18 protein-coding genes are annotated in these 17224 nt (G+C 60.4%); 7 read left to right on the top strand and 11 right to left on the bottom strand.

What is annotated here, in order from left to right:
* Positions 1-80: 80 nt before the first annotated feature.
* Positions 81-539, bottom strand: coding sequence for a YaiI/YqxD family protein (locus LDN04_RS07300; protein WP_223908437.1), 459 nt, complete (start codon positions 537-539; stop codon positions 81-83).
* A 70-nt stretch (positions 540-609) separates the two neighbouring features.
* On the bottom strand, positions 610-1494 hold the full coding sequence (xerC, locus tag LDN04_RS07295) for a tyrosine recombinase XerC (RefSeq protein ID WP_223908434.1): 885 nt from the start codon (positions 1492-1494) through the stop codon (positions 610-612).
* A gap of 97 nt (positions 1495-1591) precedes the next feature.
* Here xerC and LDN04_RS07290 point away from each other — a divergent pair, with 97 nt between their 5' ends.
* The 4 genes from LDN04_RS07290 to LDN04_RS07275 all read left to right on the top strand — a co-directional run bounded on the left by LDN04_RS07290 (position 1592) and on the right by LDN04_RS07275 (position 6278).
* On the top strand, positions 1592-2719 hold the full coding sequence (locus LDN04_RS07290) for a DUF362 domain-containing protein (protein ID WP_223908431.1): 1128 nt from the start codon (positions 1592-1594) through the stop codon (positions 2717-2719).
* Between the two features lie 384 nt (positions 2720-3103).
* Positions 3104-4327, top strand: a complete 1224-nt coding sequence (locus tag LDN04_RS07285; protein WP_223908428.1) for an efflux RND transporter periplasmic adaptor subunit — start codon at positions 3104-3106, stop codon at positions 4325-4327.
* Positions 4327-5052, top strand: coding sequence for an ABC transporter ATP-binding protein (locus tag LDN04_RS07280; RefSeq protein ID WP_223908425.1), 726 nt, complete (start codon positions 4327-4329; stop codon positions 5050-5052). The genes LDN04_RS07285 and LDN04_RS07280 overlap by 1 nt, the downstream gene beginning before the upstream one ends.
* A complete protein-coding gene (locus tag LDN04_RS07275; RefSeq protein WP_223908423.1) occupies positions 5049-6278 on the top strand; it encodes an ABC transporter permease in 1230 nt (409 codons plus the stop codon). Before LDN04_RS07280 ends, LDN04_RS07275 begins: the two co-directional genes overlap by 4 nt.
* Before the next feature lie 74 nt (positions 6279-6352).
* Here the strand turns inward: LDN04_RS07275 and LDN04_RS07270 are convergent, their stop codons facing one another.
* The 7 genes from LDN04_RS07270 to LDN04_RS07240 form a co-directional block, all read right to left on the bottom strand.
* On the bottom strand, positions 6353-7543 hold the full coding sequence (locus LDN04_RS07270) for a phosphatidylserine/phosphatidylglycerophosphate/cardiolipin synthase family protein (protein WP_223908420.1): 1191 nt from the start codon (positions 7541-7543) through the stop codon (positions 6353-6355).
* A 175-nt stretch (positions 7544-7718) separates the two neighbouring features.
* Positions 7719-7919 (bottom strand): hypothetical protein, encoded by a 201-nt coding sequence (locus LDN04_RS07265; RefSeq protein WP_223908417.1) that lies wholly within the window; start codon positions 7917-7919, stop codon positions 7719-7721.
* Between the two features lie 45 nt (positions 7920-7964).
* A complete protein-coding gene (locus LDN04_RS07260; protein WP_223908414.1) occupies positions 7965-8186 on the bottom strand; it encodes a NifU family protein in 222 nt (73 codons plus the stop codon).
* A 74-nt stretch (positions 8187-8260) separates the two neighbouring features.
* On the bottom strand, positions 8261-9664 hold the full coding sequence (locus LDN04_RS07255) for an aspartate ammonia-lyase (RefSeq protein ID WP_223908411.1): 1404 nt from the start codon (positions 9662-9664) through the stop codon (positions 8261-8263).
* Positions 9665-9677: 13 nt separating this feature from the next.
* Positions 9678-10133 carry a ferritin family protein gene (locus tag LDN04_RS07250; RefSeq protein WP_223908408.1) on the bottom strand — a complete coding sequence of 152 codons (456 nt, stop codon included), beginning with the start codon at positions 10131-10133 and terminating at the stop codon, positions 9678-9680.
* Entirely contained in the window at positions 10133-10768 is a 636-nt protein-coding gene (locus tag LDN04_RS07245) for an HAD family hydrolase (RefSeq protein WP_223908405.1), read from the bottom strand. Before LDN04_RS07245 ends, LDN04_RS07250 begins: the two co-directional genes overlap by 1 nt.
* Before the next feature lie 128 nt (positions 10769-10896).
* On the bottom strand, positions 10897-12054 hold the full coding sequence (locus LDN04_RS07240) for a class I SAM-dependent methyltransferase (protein WP_223908403.1): 1158 nt from the start codon (positions 12052-12054) through the stop codon (positions 10897-10899).
* Positions 12055-12272: 218 nt separating this feature from the next.
* On the opposite strand from LDN04_RS07240, the gene LDN04_RS07235 reads away from it, so the two are divergent.
* From LDN04_RS07235 to LDN04_RS07225, 3 genes are all read left to right on the top strand, one after another.
* A complete protein-coding gene (locus LDN04_RS07235; RefSeq protein ID WP_223908401.1) occupies positions 12273-13355 on the top strand; it encodes a hypothetical protein in 1083 nt (360 codons plus the stop codon).
* 285 nt (positions 13356-13640) lie between these two features.
* Positions 13641-14879, top strand: a complete 1239-nt coding sequence (locus LDN04_RS07230; protein WP_223908398.1) for a hypothetical protein — start codon at positions 13641-13643, stop codon at positions 14877-14879.
* Positions 14869-15294, top strand: a complete 426-nt coding sequence (locus LDN04_RS07225; protein ID WP_223908395.1) for a hypothetical protein — start codon at positions 14869-14871, stop codon at positions 15292-15294. Before LDN04_RS07230 ends, LDN04_RS07225 begins: the two co-directional genes overlap by 11 nt.
* A gap of 143 nt (positions 15295-15437) precedes the next feature.
* Here LDN04_RS07225 and LDN04_RS07220 read toward each other — a convergent pair whose 3' ends face one another.
* Both LDN04_RS07220 and LDN04_RS07215 read right to left on the bottom strand, forming a co-directional pair.
* Positions 15438-16436, bottom strand: coding sequence for a YafY family protein (locus LDN04_RS07220; protein ID WP_223908392.1), 999 nt, complete (start codon positions 16434-16436; stop codon positions 15438-15440).
* A 131-nt stretch (positions 16437-16567) separates the two neighbouring features.
* Positions 16568-17101, bottom strand: a complete 534-nt coding sequence (locus LDN04_RS07215) for a YbhB/YbcL family Raf kinase inhibitor-like protein (RefSeq protein ID WP_223908390.1) — start codon at positions 17099-17101, stop codon at positions 16568-16570.
* Between the last annotated feature and the right edge of the window lie 123 nt (positions 17102-17224).

The following is a 17224-nucleotide window of genomic DNA, read 5'->3' as shown; positions in this document are numbered from 1 at the left end:
CCGCGGATGTTTTCACACCGTATCAGGTATGGTTGCGCGATGTCAAGGAATAATTAGGCGGCAGATCACCAATTTCGTAATCACAGCCGTTCCCTCAACATACGGGTAAGCATCCGGTCCAGGGAGGAGGCAAACCGCTGCCGGTCAGTGAGACTGAACTGGGCCGGCCCCCCCTGCACGAGTCCCGCGCCACGCAGCTCCTGCATCAGATCGCGCATGGAAAGACGATCCCCCACATTGTCCTCCGTATAAAGTTCCCCCCGCGGGTCGAGGGCCACGCCCCCTTTGGCAACGATGCGGGCGGCCAGAGGGATATCGGCGGTGATGACCAGGTCCTCCGGAGCAGCATTCTCGGCGATATGGTCATCCGCTGCATCGGGCCCCTCTTCAACCAGCACGGATGTTACAAGCCGGGAGTGGGCCTTTGCCATACTCTTGTTCGCTACCAGGCAGACCGGCACCTGCAGCCGCTCCGAAGCACGAAACACGATCTCCTTGATGATACGGGGACAGGCGTCTGCATCAATCCATAGTTTCATCGCACCCCTCTGTCTCCTTTCGAACATGCTTTCAATGGTTTCATTTCGTCCCGTAACCGCAGCGCGCCAATCACTTCCGCGCCTTGGGATGGGCCTTGTCGTAGACTTCCATCAAACGGTCGATGCTGACATGGGTGTACTTCTGGGTGGTGGACAGGGAGGAGTGGCCCAGCAATTCCTGGATCGCACGGAGGTCCGCCCCCCCCTCCAGCAGGTGGGTGGCAAAGGTATGGCGCAGGGTGTGGGGAGAGACCTTCTTCATGGTGGCGATGCGAATGACGTATTTATCGACGATACGGGCAACGCTTCGCCGGGTGAGCCTCCCCCCCCGGGCGTTGACGAAGAGTGGGTCCGCAGCCGCCGGGTGGTTACGGGCCGCCATGTATTCCGCCAGGGCGGATCGGGCCTTGCTGCCGAGGGGAACGATCCGCTCCTTTCCCCCCTTCCCCAGGACCCTCGCAAGCCCCTCGTCCAGGTCGATGCCCCCGACGTCGAGGCCGGTCAGTTCCGAAACACGGATGCCACAGGAGTAAAGGGTCTCCAGGATCGCCCGGTCCCGCAGGGGAAGGAGTTCCCCCTCCCGGGGAGCCTCAACCAGTGCGGTCACCTCGTCGATGGAGAGGTGGAACGGTACCTTTTTCTCACGCTTCGGTGTCGCCACCAGTTCGGCCGGATTGCGCGCCACCTCCCCTTCCCGCACCAGATAGGCAAAGAAGGCGCGCAGGGCCGCCAGCTTGCGTCCGATGGAACTCTTGCGGCACTCCTTGTGGAGAAGTGCAAGGTAGCGACGGATCATGATATGGTCAATATCCGCCACCGCCGCGTCATCCCCCCGCTCCCCCCGGACAAAAGCATGAAATTGCTCGATATCCCGCCGGTAGGCCTCAAGGGTGTGGGGAGAGACGTTGCGTTCGGTACCGAGATACCGGGTAAAATGGGCGATCTGGTCGTTCATGGGCAACATTAAATTACCAGAATACAGGCCGGTTTGCCATGGAAAACGTGCTCAAAACACTTTGACAAGCTGGCCGGAAACACCCTATAGTCGAACCATGCACACCGTTACCATCGAACGGGCGGCAAGCTATGACCGCCTCCTCGTCAAAGACGCCCTCATCCGTCTCCTGGAACCTCTGGGGGGGATGGAGACCTTCGTCCGTACCGGCGACCGGGTTCTCCTCAAGGCAAACCTCCTCACCGGCAAGGCACCGGAGAAAGCGGTCACCACCCACCCCGAAGTGGTGCGGGGGGTCATCGAACTGGTGCAGGCTGCCGGCGGTATTCCGCTCGTGGGAGATTCCCCCGGCATCGGAGGACTGAACTGGGTAGCGGAGAAAACCGGCATCCTCGCCGTTGTCGAGGCAACGGGCGCACAGTTGGTGGAGTTCGCCAACCCGCAGGAGGTGCCGGGATCCGGCATGTTCAAACGGTTTGCCGTGGCGGAGGCCTATCTGGCAGCCGACAAGGTCATCAATCTCCCCAAGCTCAAGACCCACGAAATGATGACCATGACCTGCGCCGTGAAGAACCTGTTCGGGACAGTGGTCGGAACCGCAAAGGCGGGCTGGCACCTGAAGGCGGGGGCCGACCGGGACATGTTCGCCCGCATGCTCCTGGAAATCTACCTGCTGCGACCGCCCGAACTGACCATTGTGGATGCGATCACCGCCATGGAGGGAGACGGTCCGTCATCCGGCGATCCGCTCCACGTCGGCCTGCTGCTGGCAGGAACCAACCCGGTGGCGGTGGACGTGATCGCCGCCGAAATTGCCGGTATCCCCAACAAACTCCTTTACGTGGAACGGGCTGCCCACACACTCGGTCTGGACGGCGTCGACCGCACCACCATAACCACCCGCGGCCTCCCCCTTGCGGAGGCACGGGTCAAGGCGTTCCGGCTCCCCCACATTTCCGACGTCCAGTTCGGCCTCCCCCCTTTCCTCAAGAACCGGCTTCGTCACTACCTCACCTCCCGCCCCTGCGCAATCCCCGACAAATGCCGTCTCTGCGGCATCTGCGCAGGCGCCTGTCCCCCCCACGCCATCTCCATCAAGGACGGCAAGCTCGTCTTCGACTACCACGCCTGCATCCGCTGCTTCTGCTGCCGCGAGCTCTGCCCCGACGGAGCGCTCGACGTACAGGAAGGGGCTCTGCTGGCTTTTATAAAGAAATTTCTATAAGCATATTTAATCGGCAGCCCCGTTGACAAGGAAAGGGGCAAGGATTATCATAAGTACATCCTCCGGGAATTAAAGGCGAGGGAAGGAACTTCACAGCGAAAGGAGACCTACTGAGTTATGTGGACTACAATCTATATGCTTCGCCCGGTAACCCGCTGCAAAGAAGGTTGCCCTAGTTGGCCCGCCGGCAGTTGACGGCGGGCGTCAGAAACCGGCCCCCTGCGTACGAAATGCAGGGGGCTTTTTTGTTTCGGACGGCATGAAGAGGGTGTATAGTAGCGCTTGACGCATGATTCAGACACTGAACGCCGCCTGGTACGCTACGGGTAACATGGGGAAACCAGGCCGGCGGGATCACCCAAAAAACCTGAACCGAGGTCGTGAATGAAGAAAATCCTCATCCCGACGGCCGTCATACTTGTGCTGGCGGCCGGCATCGCTTTTTTCACCCTGAAAAAGAAACCCGAGGTGACCTACAAAACCGCCAAGGTGGAACGTGGTGACATTGTTTCCACGGTCGCTGCCACCGGTAACCTGGCCGCCGTGGTGACGGTGCAGGTGGGAACCCAGGTCTCCGGCACCATCCAGAAACTTTTCGTCGATTTCAACTCCCCCGTGAAAAAGGGACAAGTCATCGCCCAGATAGACCCAGCCCTCTTCGCCGCCCAGGTGGAACAGACGCGGGGGAACTTTCTCGCCGCCCAGGCCAACCTGCTCAAGGCAAAGGCGGACCTGAACGATGCCAAACGGAGCCTGGAGAGAAACCGTCAGCTCCTTAAGGACGGCATCGTTGCCCAGAGCGATTTCGACACGGCGGAGAACCGGTATGAGCAGGCAGTTGCCACCGTCAAGGCGGCCGATGGGACCGTAGCCCAGACCCGCGGTACCTTCAGCCAGTCCGAGACCAACCTCCGCTACGCCACCATCCGCTCGCCGGTGGACGGCATCGTCGTCTCCCGCAACGTGGACGTGGGGCAGACCGTGGCTGCATCATTCCAGACCCCCACCCTTTTCACCATCGCCCAGGACCTGACCAAGATGGAAATCGACACCAGCGTGGACGAGGCCGACATCAGCCGCATCAAGGTGGGACAGCCGGTCACCTTCACCGTCGATTCCTATCCGGAAAACCGCTTCAGCGGGAAAGTTTTTCAGATCAGGAACGCCCCGGTTGTGACCCAGAACGTGGTGACGTATGTGGTGGTGGTAAGCGTCGATAACAGGGAAATGAAGCTGAAGCCGGGGATGACCGCCAACGTCAGTGTCGAGACGGCTCACAAGGAAAATGTTCTCAAGATCCCGGCAGCAGCCCTCCGGTTCAAACCAAAGGGGGACAAAGGGTCGAAATGGGCAAAGAACGCCACAGGTGCGGCTGAAAAACCGTCGAGCGGCGACCAACGCAAGAAGAAGGCCGGCGGCCAACAGGTCTATATTCTGGGCCAGGACAACAAACCGGTGCCGGTGCAGGTCACTACCGGGGTCAGCAATGATGGGCAGGTAGAACTCGCAGGGGGAGACCTCAAGGAAGGCGACGAGGTGATTGTCGAACAGATAACGACCCAGAAGAAATCGGGGGGGATGGGCGGACCCATGGGGCCGAGGTTCTGATGGATGACGTAGTAAAGGTCACGGACGTCACCAAGGTCTACACCATGGGGGACCAGCGGGTGGAAGCACTGAAGGGGATATCCTTCAGCGTCCGGCGGGGGGAGTTTGTCGCCATCATGGGGGCATCGGGAAGCGGCAAATCGACCTGCATGAACATGCTCGGCTGCCTCGACGTCCCGACCAGCGGCGAATACCGTCTTGAGGACGTCAATGTGGGGAAGCTTGCCGGTAACGAACTTGCGGAAATCAGGAACCGGAAGATCGGCTTCGTCTTCCAGGGGTTCAATCTGCTGGCCCGTACCACCGCCCGGGAAAACGTGGAACTCCCCCTGGTTTACGCCCGCATACCGGCGGCGGAACGGCGGGAAAAGGCGATAGCCGCACTGGCGCAGGTTGGACTCGCAGGCCGGGAGGACCACTACTCGAACCAGCTCTCCGGCGGCCAGCAGCAGCGGGTGGCCATCGCCCGGGCGCTGGTCAACGACCCGGCCATCATCATGGCCGACGAACCGACCGGCAACCTGGATTCGAAAACATCCGTTGAAATAATGTCCATCTTCCAGCAGCTGAACCGGCGCGGCATTACCATCCTCATGGTCACCCACGAACCGGACATTGCGGCCTATACGGGGCGGCACCTCATCTTCCGCGACGGGCTGATCATCTCCGATACCCCGAATGCCAACCCGCAAGTGGCAGAAGCTTCCCGTGAGGAGAGAATATGACGACCCTCTGGCAAAGCATGCTGATAGCATTGCGGGCGCTTCGCGTCAACAAGATGCGGGCGCTTCTGACCATGCTCGGCATTATCATCGGTATCGCCGCGGTCATCGCCATGGTTGCCATTGGTTCCGGCGCAAGCAAGATGATCTCAGACCAGATCGCCAGCATCGGAAGCAACCTGCTCCTCGTCATCCCCGGCTCCACCACCAGCGGTGGTCTTCGCACCGGTTCCGGCGGGACGCCGACCCTTACCTACGACGATGCCAAGGCAATCAGGGCCGAATGCCCCTCCGTGGCCGAGGTTGCACCAACGGTAAGGGGATCGGCCCAAGTGGTTTTCGGCAATCAGAACTGGTCGACCATCGTCATGGGGACAACGTCGGACATGCTCACCGTCCGAGACTGGCCACTGGTTTCGGGGAGAAACATCTCCCCGTCCGACGTGGATGGGGCAATCAAGAATTGCATCATCGGCCAGACCGTTGCCGAGAACCTCTTCGGCAGCGCCGACCCCATCGGCAAGATCATCCGGATCAAGAAAATACCCTTTACGGTCATCGGCATGCTGGAGCACAAGGGGCAATCCCCCCAAGGGCAGGACCAGGATGACGTCATCTACATCCCCCTGACCACCGCGCAGCGCAAAGTGTTCGGCAGCCAGTTCCCCAACTCTGTCGGCGCCATGATGATCCAGGCAAAGGATGCGGACGTGCTGAAGAAAGCCGAAGAGGAAGTGACCGCGCTCCTCGACCAGCGCCACCGCATCGGTCCTTCCCGGGAACGGGATTTCACGGTGCGCAACCTCTCCGAGATCCTCGCCGTCTCCGAGCAGTCGTCCAAGGTGATGTCGATCCTCCTCGGTGCCGTCGCCTCCATCTCCCTCATCGTCGGCGGCATCGGCATCATGAACATCATGCTCGTGTCGGTAACGGAGCGGACCCGGGAAATCGGCATCCGGATGGCCATCGGCGCCAAGCAGCGGGACATCCTCCTCCAGTTCCTCACCGAGGCGGTGCTCCTCACCACCGTCGGCGGGATCATCGGCATGGGGGTCGGGGTGATCGGTGCCATGGTGGTGTCGAAACTGATGAACTGGCCAACCCTCATCTCGTCAACGGCAATCGTCATCGCCTTTGCCTTCTCCGCCGGCGTTGGCGTCTTCTTCGGCTTTTACCCCGCCCGGAAGGCCGCCTCCCTCAACCCGATCGACGCCCTCAGATACGAATAGGAACCCAACTGTAATCAGGGTTGTTGCCTCACAACCTTGAACTTTGAACCTTGAACTACGAACGTTGAACAGGTTCAAAGAAACCAGCTGACCGGCGCACAGAGCCTTTCCATGAACTGCACCAGCCATCCCCGCCGCTCGTGCTCCGCCAACACCACCCGCCGGGAGAATGCCAGGTCGTGCTGAAACATGGCGGCGACCTGGGTGCCGAAATCGGGGCTATCAACGATGACGTTAACCTCGTAGTTGCGGTGGAAGCTCCGCTGGTCCAGGTTGGCAGAACCGATGACCGCCCAGCAGTCATCGATGAGCATCACCTTGGCGTGCAGCACCGCTCCCTGTCGTTCGTATATCTCCACCCCACCCCTGAGCAACGGGGCGTAATAGCTCCGGCTCACCAGCCTGACCAGCGGCATATCGCTCACCGCCGGGAGGATGAGCTGCACCCGCGCCCCCCGCCCTGCGGCACGCAGCAGTGACCGGACGATGCGGGGTCCCGGAATGAAGTAGGGGTTCATCACCTTCACGTTCCCGGCGGCTCCGGCAATGGCCATCCGGAAGGCGTTGTGGATGAGGGAGCGGCTGTGATGGGGACCACCGTTCACGATCATCACCTGGGCACCCCCCGCCTCGGCGTCCCAGCAGCTGAAACCGGCCAGTTCTTCGCCGCCACTTCCCCGTTCCGATTGCCAGTTTTCCCGAAAGAGGCTGAACAGTTCGCAGACGGCCGGCCCTTCGAGACCGAGCCCCACGTCCCGCCAGCGCCCGGCATCCTCCCCGTTCCCGCCGTATTCGTCACCGATGTTGAGCCCCGCGACGAAGGCGACCCGGCCATCGATGATGGCCATCTTGCGATGATCCCGCCGGTCGAACCATCCCAGCCCTCGCCGGAACGGGGGGGGGTTGAAGGGACGACAGCGCACCCCCCCCTTTTCCAGCCGTCGGAAATACGCCCCCGGGGTATCGAAACAGCCGATATAGTCGTAGAGGAGAAAGACCTTCACCCCACGGGCCGCGGCGGCCAGCAGAATGTCGGCGAAGACGCCGCCGGTTGCATCGTCGTGGATGATGTAGAACTCCAGGAAGATGGTCTGCTCGGCCTGGCGCAGGGAGTGGAAAAACGGGGGGAAAAACTCGCCACCATCCTGGTAGAACTCCAGGCGATTGCCGTGGGAGAAAACGGCATCGGTGTTGTGCCGGAACCAGCGGAAAAACCGCGGGGTCCGCACCAGATGGTATGCTCTTTTACGCCTCAGCAACGACATGTCATCCGCCCGTTCCGTCTGCGGGTGAAGCTCTCCACCCTTTTATCTTTATATTACAGTATAGCAAAAAATAAAGGCGCGGTGATATCCCGCGCCTTCGTAATGTGCTATCAATCAATGTACGACGGATGCCTGCCGTCTCCGCTCCCCGTCGCAGTGGTTTTACTGCTCACGGCTACTCTTCGTACGCGATGACCCGCACCAGTCCAATCGTCTCCCCCTTGTCGTCGGTGGTGGAGGAGTCGGCAACGGAGATCAGTTTCCTGATGCCGTTCCGGGCAACGAACTCGTTAACCATCGCGTCAAGTTGCTCAAGCTCCTGCATGGTTTTCAGCGGCCGAATTTCCATTCCGAACGATTTCACCTTGAGAGCCATAGCGCCACCTCCTTCGCCGCCTGCCGGCAGCCATTCAGAGCCCGGTTATACCGACACCACTTCCTTGACTCCCGGCACCTTCTCCTTGAGGGTCCTCTCGATCCCCATCTTCAGGGTCATGGTGGACATGGGACAGTGGCCGCACGCTCCCACCAGTTTGACCTTGACCACTCCGTCATCGGTCACTTCCACCAGTTCCACATCCCCGCCGTCCGCCTGCAGGGCAGGCCGGACCATCTCAAGCACCTTCTTCACCTCTTCGATCATGTAAAGATCCTCCTTTTATTTGTTCGACGCCACTATTTTCTGCCCGACGTTGAACCTTGAACTTTGAACCGCTTTTAAACTTTCTTACCCGGCACCCCCGGACTCGTCAGGGGGTAGGGCTCCATGATGGCTGCCAGTCGCTCCGGCTCCAGGAGCCCACGGGCCAGCACGATCTCCCTGATACTCTCGCCGGTCCGGGCGGACTCCTTGGCCACCTCGGCCGCCGCCGCGTACCCTATGTAAGGAGCCAGCACCGTAACCAGGCCAAGGGAATCGTCCAGATAGCGCCGACACCGCTCGGCATTGGCGGTGACCCCCTCGATGCACCCCTCGGCCAGCCGAAGAACCGTGTTCCGGAGGATATCCATGGCAAAGAGGAGGTTGTGGGCGATCACCGGCATCATGACATTGAGCTCCAGCTGACCCGCCTGGGCCGCCAGGGTGATGACCGTGTCGGCGCCGATGACCTGGAACCCCACCATGTCGGTCACCTCCGGCAACACCGGATTCACCTTCCCCGGCATGATGGAGGAGCCGGGCTGCAGCGCGGGAAGGGCGATCTCGTTGAAGCCGGTGCGGGGGCCGGAGGCGAGCAGGCGCAGGTCGTTGGCGATCCGCACCAGGTTGATCGCCGTCCCCTTGAGGGCCGCGCTGCAGGCCACGAAGGGGTCCATGTTCTGGGTCGTTTCCACCAGGTTTGCCGTTCCCCGCAGGGGAAACCCCGTTTCCCGGACCAGTTCCGCCACCACCAGCTCGATGTAGCGGGGTTCGGCGTTGAGACCGGTGCCGACGGCGGTGCCGCCGAGCCCTAGCTCGCACAGGCCGGGGAGCGCCCGCTCCAGTCCCGCCAGGTTCTTCTCCAGCGCCACCGCGTAGGCCTCGAACTCCTGACCGAGGCGAAGGGGCACCGCATCCTGGAGGTGGGTGCGTCCCGACTTCAGGATCGTGTCGAACTCTTTCCCTTTCTTGCGCAAAGAGGCAACCAGTCCCGCCAGGGCCGGCGCGAGGCCGGCATGGAGGCGCAGGGCGGCCAGCCGCAGGGAAGTGGGAAAGACATCGTTGGTGGACTGGGCCATGTTGACGTGGTCGTTAGGGTTCACCCGGCCATAGACGCCACGTGTTCCCCCGAGAAGCTCTTCGGCCCGGTTGGCGAGCACCTCGTTGACGTTCATGTTGTGGGAGGTGCCGGCCCCCGCCTGGAAGGGGTCCACCACGAAATCGGCATCGAACCGGCCGGCCAGGGCCTCGTCGGCGGCCTGGACGATGGCGTCGCCGATCTCCCCGGGCAGCCGCCCCGTGGCCATGTTGGCCTTGGCGGCGCACTTCTTGATGGCCAGGGTTCCCCAGACCAGCGCGGGGTGGGGACGAAGTCCGGAAATGGGGAAATTGGCCACCGCCCGCGCCGTCTGCGCCCCGTAGTAGGCATCCGCCGGCACCTCGACCGTCCCGAGGGTATCCTTTTCCGTCCGCGTGGTCATGGCATATCCCTATTTATTTCAGCTGGCTCAACTTCTCCGTGATAACCCGCAAATGCTCCCGCTCCTCGTCCAGCAAGGTCTGCAGCATCCCCTTGCCGTCCGGGTCGGTGGTCTTCCCGATGAGTTCGCCGTAGTAGGCGATCCCCTTTTTCTCGATCTCCTGGGCGATCTCCAGCGCCTCCCGGTCACCCGTATCGAATCCGACGTGCTTCTCTCCCGGCCCGTCCGGCTCCAGTTCGATGGTGGAACCGCCGTAGAACACCCAGCGTCCCCCTTCGTGAAGGGAAGTATAGAGCTCGTTGAGCTTCAGGTAATGCTCTTCCTCGGTCCGTGCCAGCCAGTGGAACACCTTCTTCCCCCCGGGGTTGAAGGTCTTCTGCTCGGCCTTCGTATAGTAGTCGAAGGTCTCCTTCTCGATCTCCATGGCCCGCATGATCGCGTCCAGCACCGCTTTCCTCTCCTCGCTCATCAGCTCTCCTCACAGGTGAATTTTATCAGGTTCAGCAGTTCTTCCACGTTCTTCGCCAGGAAGACCGCACTTCCGAGCGACGCGGGGAGGCGCAGGTCGATGTCGTAGCGGTCGCCAACGAAGAGGCACTCGATCGGCTTGCGGCCAATGGCCTGGAGTATCCCGTCCAGGGTGGGCCGGTCCGGCTTGGGACGCCAGGAATCCTCGATGGTGAAAACGTGGTTGAACATCCCGCCGACCCCGAGGGCCTTCATGATCCGGGTCGTCAGCAGCACATTGTTGTTGGTGTAAATGGCGAGCTCGAAACTCTCCCCCAGCAACCGAAGGAGTTCCACCACCCGCTCGTCCCGCTTCAGGTAGAGTTCCGGCTCGATCTCCGTCGAAAACCGCCGGTGCAGTTCGCGGACATCCCCCCCGAGCTCGATGATGGCCATGGTGAGGGGGGTATCGATGCCGCTCGCAGCAGAGAGCATCTTCTTGGTGGCCCGGATGAGCGCCGCCGCCCCCACCAGATCGATCCGCTTCAGTTCGGCGATATAGCGGCTGGCGGCCAGGTTGATTTCGCGGCCGAGGTCATTGCTGACATAGAGGGTACCATCGAGGTCGAATACAATTGCTCGCAGATCGTTCAGCACGTCGAAGCGTCCTTTCGGTTCCCCGCGGGGGGATCGGCCGGGTTTCGCGGAGAACCGGCCTGCATGAGAAAACTATCCACGACAAGCTTCGCGGATAATTTTCAAGTCTAACAGCTGGCGGGTAACTGTCAAAAGCTTTTACCCCAGTCCCGCATGCAGAGGAGCCGGGGATTCTCTACTCCCCTGGACTGAATGAGGACCTTGAAGGTGTCACCCATGCCGCCGTCGGGAAGAAGCAGCTTCTTCAGGGCCAGCCGGTGCCTGATCCGCGCCGGCTCGGTGGTGGCCTTAGCCTCCAGGGCCAGGAGCTCCTCCATCATGCCGGCCCCCATGAGAAAGCGGTACTGCTCGCCGAACCAGACCTCCTGGAGTCCCAGCTCGGCGCCTCGCAGCCCCAGGCTGGTGAAGTCCACGTGGCTCGTGATGTCCTGCGCGCCGGGGCGGATGTAGGGGTTTTCCTCGATGGTGTGGCGATGGTAGCAGAGGAGGGTGCCGTTGAGGCGATGGGAAGAGTAGAGTTCCGCGGCCGGATAGCCGTAGTCGATGGTCATGACGAAGCCGCTGACCAGAGAGCGGGCGACCCCGGCCAGCCAGTCGCCGGCCGCCAGGTTGATCTCGGCCCGCTGCCCCTCGACCAGCCGGATGCCGATCCTGGCCAGGTAGGCCTGAAGCTCCGGCGTAGAAGGGACGTCCAGCGCTTCCGCCAGTTCGCCGTCTCGGACGGTCACGTACACCTCCCGCAGGCCGTCGGCGGTCATCTCCACCAGATGGGTCGGCAGGGCGTCGATAAGTTCATTGGAAAGGATGCAGCCGGTGATGGCGAGGTTGCCGGCGGCCAGGTCGGCCGGGGTGCTCCAGGCACCCTTGGCGGCGTGCTCACCCAGCATGAGGCGCTGGGCATCGGCCAGGGACGGTTCTGCCTCGATGAATCGGTAGGTGAGACCGGCATAGAGGGTCGGGGCAAGCTCGGCGATGGCGCCAACGATATCGCTGGCCAGGCGGCCGTTCCCCGCACCGACTTCGACGATCTGGAAGCCGGCGGGGTGCCCCATAACCTCCCACATGCGGGAGATCTCCCGGCCGATCAGCCGGCCGAACACCTCGTGGACGTTGCTGCTCGTGTAGAAATCCCCCTCCGCCCCCACCTTGCGCCCCGGCGAGGTATAGTAACCGAGACCCGGCTCGTAGAGGCAGGCGGCCATGTAGTCGGCAAAGGTAAGGGGTCCCCGGGCCCCGATACGGTCGAGAATGATCTTCAACAAAGGTGTGGTCTGGTTTTCTTCCACGGCATACCCCCGAAAGTCTTATTGTATAGAGCATTAAGGGGGGTTTGTCAATGTGCGGGGGCGGGAGGAAGGGTGATTGGGGAAGTCCGTGTCATAAAGCACACCAGCTGCAAATTGCGCATGAGTAGTGGAACGGAGAATACATTTGACATTTATAACTAAATAATGCTAATCGATTTTCCCACAATAAATTGAGTATTGGAGAGGAGAATCATTGCATGAAAAAACTTATCTGCTGGTTAGTCGTCTGTACGCTTTTCCCCTTGTCCGCCCTGGCCGGGCAGTCTGTCCTGTGGTTCAAGAGCCCCTCGGGAGACTATATCGGGCAAGGCAGAGAATATTTTTTCACCCATGGTGTCGATGCAACCATAACGGCAAGCCCTTATGGCATGGCTTATTCGTTCAACGTGAACAATCAAGCCTATGTGCCGCTGCAGGATGCCAGCTGGTGGACCCTGCTTCTGGAGGCACCGAAAGGACAGCTGCTACAAGTGGGCGCCTACGAAAACGCCATGCGTTCCCCCTTTAACGATACGACTCACCCTGGAATCAGTCTCTTTGGTGACGGCCGCGGCTGCAACCAGGCAGCCGGGCGGTTCGATGTGATCGAGGTCAAGCGGGATACAAATGGTAACCTGCTGCAGTTCGCTGCCGATTTCGAACAGCGGTGCGAAATAACAGGGCCGCCCCTGTACGGTTCTATCCGCTACAACAGTGACATCCCGGTTTCGGCGCAGATACCGCCGAAGATCGAGATATCCAATGTGCTGAATGCCGACAAGTGCGTCGAGGCCTCGGGGCCAGAAGGTGCATTGGTGACATTGAATGGAGTGAGCGGACAGGCCGGAGCTCTCACGTGGTCAACAACAACCGGCTTGACCGGTACCGGCCCGGTGTTTACCATCCCGGTCAGCATGGGAAGTACGGTCGGTGCCATGTTAAGCCTCACTGATAGCAACGGCAACGTGGTTACAGCATCAAAATCCATCTGCGTTTCAGATACCACACCGCCGTCGATTCGCATTCTTTCCCCTGCAGCGGGTGAGACCTTCTTCGGCAGCAACATGCAACTTGCAGTGGAAATAACCGACACTGTTGACAAAAACATAACCAGTTATGACGTTTTCGTGGGAAATTCTCTCACGGGCAAGCTGGTTGATGGAGTGGGCAAAACGGTATTGTCCAAGCCGGTCAACGGCGATACGATTACGACAGAAATTACCGTAAAAGCCAAGGATGCCTCAGGCAACAACGCCACGAAAAGCGTGCTCGTCTACCAGGCTCGCAACAACACAAAGTAATACCTGCTACACATAAGCACAGTCCCCTGCCTCTTGTAATGGGAGGCAGGGGGCCATTTCACGCTCCTACATTCCCGCTAGTCCCCACAATTTCCCCCTGCCGGCTCCAGCAAAAGGTCCAGGTGTTACGTTAATCCATTGCAATGGCATAAAAATTGCGATATACCCCAATGCATCCACTTTAATTATTCTATTATCATGGCCTCTCAAGTTGAGGCAACAGAGCGGGCATTGAGTTTTTATCAACAAACTAAATACTCTATTTTACTTGTGGGGAGTTAAATCATGGTGAAATCGTTGTGCAAGGCAGCAGGGACAATCGTCCGTCTCTTGTTTGTAATCTGTGCATTTCATTTCAGCATCTTCTTTGCTGTCTCTGCAAACGCTGGCTTGGAGCCTATCAACTGTGGTGCAGGTCCCTGCCCGGAAGTCTTGGCCAGCGGCCAATTGTCTGGAGCAGCCATCAACTCCCTGGGCGAGGTGGTCTGGAGCCAGCAGGATGGCCAGAATCCTGATCAGATCTTTTCCTCGACCCGTGGTCAGTTGACCAACGAACCGAAGTGGCACTTTTCTCCAGCCATCAACAACCTGGGTGACATGGTCTGGGTGGAATACAGCAACGGTACCCCCTACGGCTATACCCTGCGGGGGATCATCGCCGGCCAGCCGGTCACATTGGCAGCAAGTGAGACAAACTGGATCGGCGACCCGGACATCAACGACCGCGGAGAAGTGGTATGGATTCAGCAGGACAGCCAGAATTACTACCAGCTATACTCAAATACCCGCGGGCAACTGACGAGTGGTGCTTACTACTGCGCAACTCCGCACATCAACAACCAAGGAGACGTGGTCTTCACCCGGTCTGACGGGAACGTCGGGCCCATTTCGAATCAGGTTTACAAGATTTCCGCAGGGAGCACGACGGCGGTGGCGGTGACGAGTGATGTTCTTGACTATCGAAGCACGGCCATCAACGATAGCGGCGAGATCGTCTGGTCCGAGCGGGATATAAGCAACCCCGCATCTTTCTCCCGGGTGGTCTCGAGTGTCCGTGGGGTGCTCGTGCCGCCGACAACCGAGCTCTGGGGGGTTGACCTTAACAACTGCGGTGACGTGGTGTACGTCACCAACGAAAACGGCCTGAACAAGCTCTACCGCCTGGGAAGCAGCGCACCGTGCGCGACGGCCCATCTTGGCGTTTTCCACGGTAACGGCGTGTGGTACATTGACTCGAACGGCAACGGGGCATGGGACGGCACGTCAACCGACGGCCTGTATACTTACGGCACCGGTCTCACGGGAGCCGTGCCGGTCATCGGAGACTGGACGGGCCACGGAACCAGTAAGCTCGGAGTGTACGATAACGGAGTATGGTATCTCGACTTGAGCGGCAACGGCGCATGGGACGGCACACCAACCGACGGTCGGTTTGTACATTTACGGCACCGGCCTTACGGGTGCTGTACCGGTTACCGGAGACTGGACGGGAACCGGAACCACGAAAATCGGAGTGTACCATGACGGGACATGGTATCTCGACCTGAACGGCAACGGCGTATGGGACGGCACACCAACCGACGGTTTGTACATTTACGGCACCGGCCTTACGGGTGCTGTACCGGTTACCGGAGACTGGACGGGAACCGGAACCACGAAAATCGGAGTGTACCATGACGGGACATGGTATCTCGACCTGAACGGCAACAGCGCATGGGACGGCACACCAACCGACGGTTTGTACGCTTACGGCACCGGCCTTTCGGGTGCTGTACCGGTAACAGTAGATTGGAACGGTAGCGGCACTAGTAAGATCGGAGTGTTTGCAGACGGGACATGGTATCTTAACATGGATGACAATGGAACCTGGGATTCGGCAACCAATGTCATGTTTACCTTTGGCACTCCAGGAGATAAGCCTGTGACCGGAAAATGGTAGCCGCAAGTCGCTACCCAATGACTGATTAAGGGCGCGATGATTTCCAGACACCCAGCCCTATTATGAAGTATTCCATGAACAACAATGGCGCCGTTTTTCAAACCGGCGCCATTGTTGTTTCACATCTCTACCCAGCCTGATTGTTACGCCTTGCCGTACACCCCCGCCAGCTCCGCCGCGATACTCCCCATCTCCTCCCGCAGTTCCGCCGGTTCCAGCAGTTCTGCATGGCGACCGTAGGAAAGGACCCAGGCGATGATCTCCATCCGTCCCCCCGCCTGAAAGGAGAGGGTCACGCTCCCGTCCTTTTCCTCCACCAGCCGCTGGGTCGGGTGCCAGAGCCGGTCCCGCACCATGTGGGCCACCGTGGCGTCGAACCGGACCCGGACCGGTAGCGCCGCCTCCTCCACGATGCCGAAGGCGGTCTTGAGCTGCTCCTCCGGCCGGAAATCCTCGGGCATCTCGAAGCGCTCCCGCGTCACCTCCACCTTGGTCAGCCGCTCCACGGCAAAAGTCCGGAACGCCTTGCGGTTGTGGGCATAGCCGAGGAGGTAGAGCCCCCCCTTGTAGAAGAGAAGAGTGTAGGGGTCCACCTGGTAGGAGACCGGCCGCCCCTCCCCCTTGGCCCGGTAGCCGATGGTGACCCGGTACTGGTAGAGGAGGGCATCGCGCAGGAGTTTCAGCTCTTCCGCCACCCGCCCGTAGTCCCGCGCACCCTGCAAGAGCGGCAGGGACACCCGGGCGATCCGTTCCATGTGGGCCGCGTAACGGGGGGGGAGGACGGAATTGACCTTGCGGAATACCGCCTCCATATCCTCCCGGAAAGGAGTCCCCTTGAGGAAGTCCAGCTGGGAACGGAGGAAGGAGAGGGTGAGGAGCTCCTGGAGGGTGAAGTTTATGGGGGGGACGTCCTTGAAGCGGGTGAGGAAGCGGTAGACCTTGCGCCCCTCCTCCCATTCGGAGACGAGGGGGTACCCCGCCTCCTCGATGGCGTTCAGGTCCCGGTGGATGGTGCGCCGGTTCACCCCCCCCTCTTCCGCCAGTTCCTCGATGGTGATACCGTGGCGCGCCTCGATGAGGCGGATGATGTCGTGCACCCGTCCCGCCTGGGAATACTTTTTCGCCGGTTTCCCCTTCTTCATTGTACCTCCCCGTCAACGCTGCAATTCCGTATGTTTGCGACAGAATACTACCCTGTTTCCCTCCCCGACGGAAGCAAAAAGGCCGGCAATCCTGCCGGCCTCTCCTTTTCCTGCAATGCATGTCGATGCGGTCACTTGCGCCTGTACGTCCCCATCAATTCCCCCTTGCCGATGACATGCCCCTCCATGGCCCGCTCCAGCTCGGCCTTGGTGGTGCCGGAACCGAGTTTGAGGATGGTATCGAGCGCGTAGAGCTTGAAAAAATAGCGGTGGGTACCGGAGGGAGGACAGGGACCGCCGTAACTGGTGCGTCCCCAGCTGTTCCTTCCCTGGGTAGCACCCGCTGGCACGCTGTTCTCGCCGATCTGGCCGGTGCGGGGATGGATGTTCCAGAGCACCCAGTGCACCCAGAGCCCCACCGGCGCGTCCGGGTCGTCCACAACGAGCGCCAGGGATTTCGCCCCTGCCGGCACTCTGTCGACGGCGAGCGGCGGATTCACATCTCTTCCGTCGCAGCTGTAGGTGGCGGGTATGGCGCCGCCGTTGGCAAACACGGTGCTGGTCAGTTGCAGTTCATCCATCTTGCGTACCTCCTTCGCCGGCGCGGCGCTCCATGGCAAAACCACGCAGGCCGCCAGAACCACGAGCCATTTCCCTGATTTCATGTGCACTTCCTTTCGGTCCGCAGGACGACGCCATGGATTCCATCCCTTCATGGTGTATACTAGTGTAACACCGTCGGGAATTTACGCCAGAAGGGTGTCCTTGGGTGCCTCAGCACACGGGGC

Origin of the sequence: Geobacter sp. AOG1 (genome assembly GCF_019972315.1) — a bacterium.
In the GTDB taxonomy this organism is placed as follows: Bacteria; Desulfobacterota; Desulfuromonadia; order Geobacterales; family Geobacteraceae; genus Geomobilimonas.
This window is presented reverse-complemented; position numbering and strand designations above follow the sequence as displayed.

Excerpts from the sequence above, each read along its gene's own strand:
- LDN04_RS07300 (WP_223908437.1), bottom strand. The coding sequence starts at position 539 with ATGAAACTATGGATTGATGCAGACGCCTGTCCCCGTATCATCAAGGAG.
- xerC (WP_223908434.1), bottom strand. The coding sequence starts at position 1,494 with ATGAACGACCAGATCGCCCATTTTACCCGGTATCTCGGTACCGAACGC.
- LDN04_RS07290 (WP_223908431.1), top strand. The coding sequence starts at position 1,592 with ATGCACACCGTTACCATCGAACGGGCGGCAAGCTATGACCGCCTCCTC.
- LDN04_RS07285 (WP_223908428.1), top strand. The coding sequence starts at position 3,104 with ATGAAGAAAATCCTCATCCCGACGGCCGTCATACTTGTGCTGGCGGCC.
- LDN04_RS07280 (WP_223908425.1), top strand. The coding sequence starts at position 4,327 with ATGGATGACGTAGTAAAGGTCACGGACGTCACCAAGGTCTACACCATG.
- LDN04_RS07275 (WP_223908423.1), top strand. The coding sequence starts at position 5,049 with ATGACGACCCTCTGGCAAAGCATGCTGATAGCATTGCGGGCGCTTCGC.
- LDN04_RS07270 (WP_223908420.1), bottom strand. The coding sequence starts at position 7,543 with ATGTCGTTGCTGAGGCGTAAAAGAGCATACCATCTGGTGCGGACCCCG.
- LDN04_RS07265 (WP_223908417.1), bottom strand. The coding sequence starts at position 7,919 with ATGGCTCTCAAGGTGAAATCGTTCGGAATGGAAATTCGGCCGCTGAAA.
- LDN04_RS07260 (WP_223908414.1), bottom strand. The coding sequence starts at position 8,186 with ATGATCGAAGAGGTGAAGAAGGTGCTTGAGATGGTCCGGCCTGCCCTG.
- LDN04_RS07255 (WP_223908411.1), bottom strand. The coding sequence starts at position 9,664 with ATGACCACGCGGACGGAAAAGGATACCCTCGGGACGGTCGAGGTGCCG.
- LDN04_RS07250 (WP_223908408.1), bottom strand. The coding sequence starts at position 10,133 with ATGAGCGAGGAGAGGAAAGCGGTGCTGGACGCGATCATGCGGGCCATG.
- LDN04_RS07235 (WP_223908401.1), top strand. The coding sequence starts at position 12,273 with ATGAAAAAACTTATCTGCTGGTTAGTCGTCTGTACGCTTTTCCCCTTG.
- LDN04_RS07230 (WP_223908398.1), top strand. The coding sequence starts at position 13,641 with ATGGTGAAATCGTTGTGCAAGGCAGCAGGGACAATCGTCCGTCTCTTG.
- LDN04_RS07220 (WP_223908392.1), bottom strand. The coding sequence starts at position 16,436 with ATGAAGAAGGGGAAACCGGCGAAAAAGTATTCCCAGGCGGGACGGGTG.
- LDN04_RS07215 (WP_223908390.1), bottom strand. The coding sequence starts at position 17,101 with ATGAAATCAGGGAAATGGCTCGTGGTTCTGGCGGCCTGCGTGGTTTTG.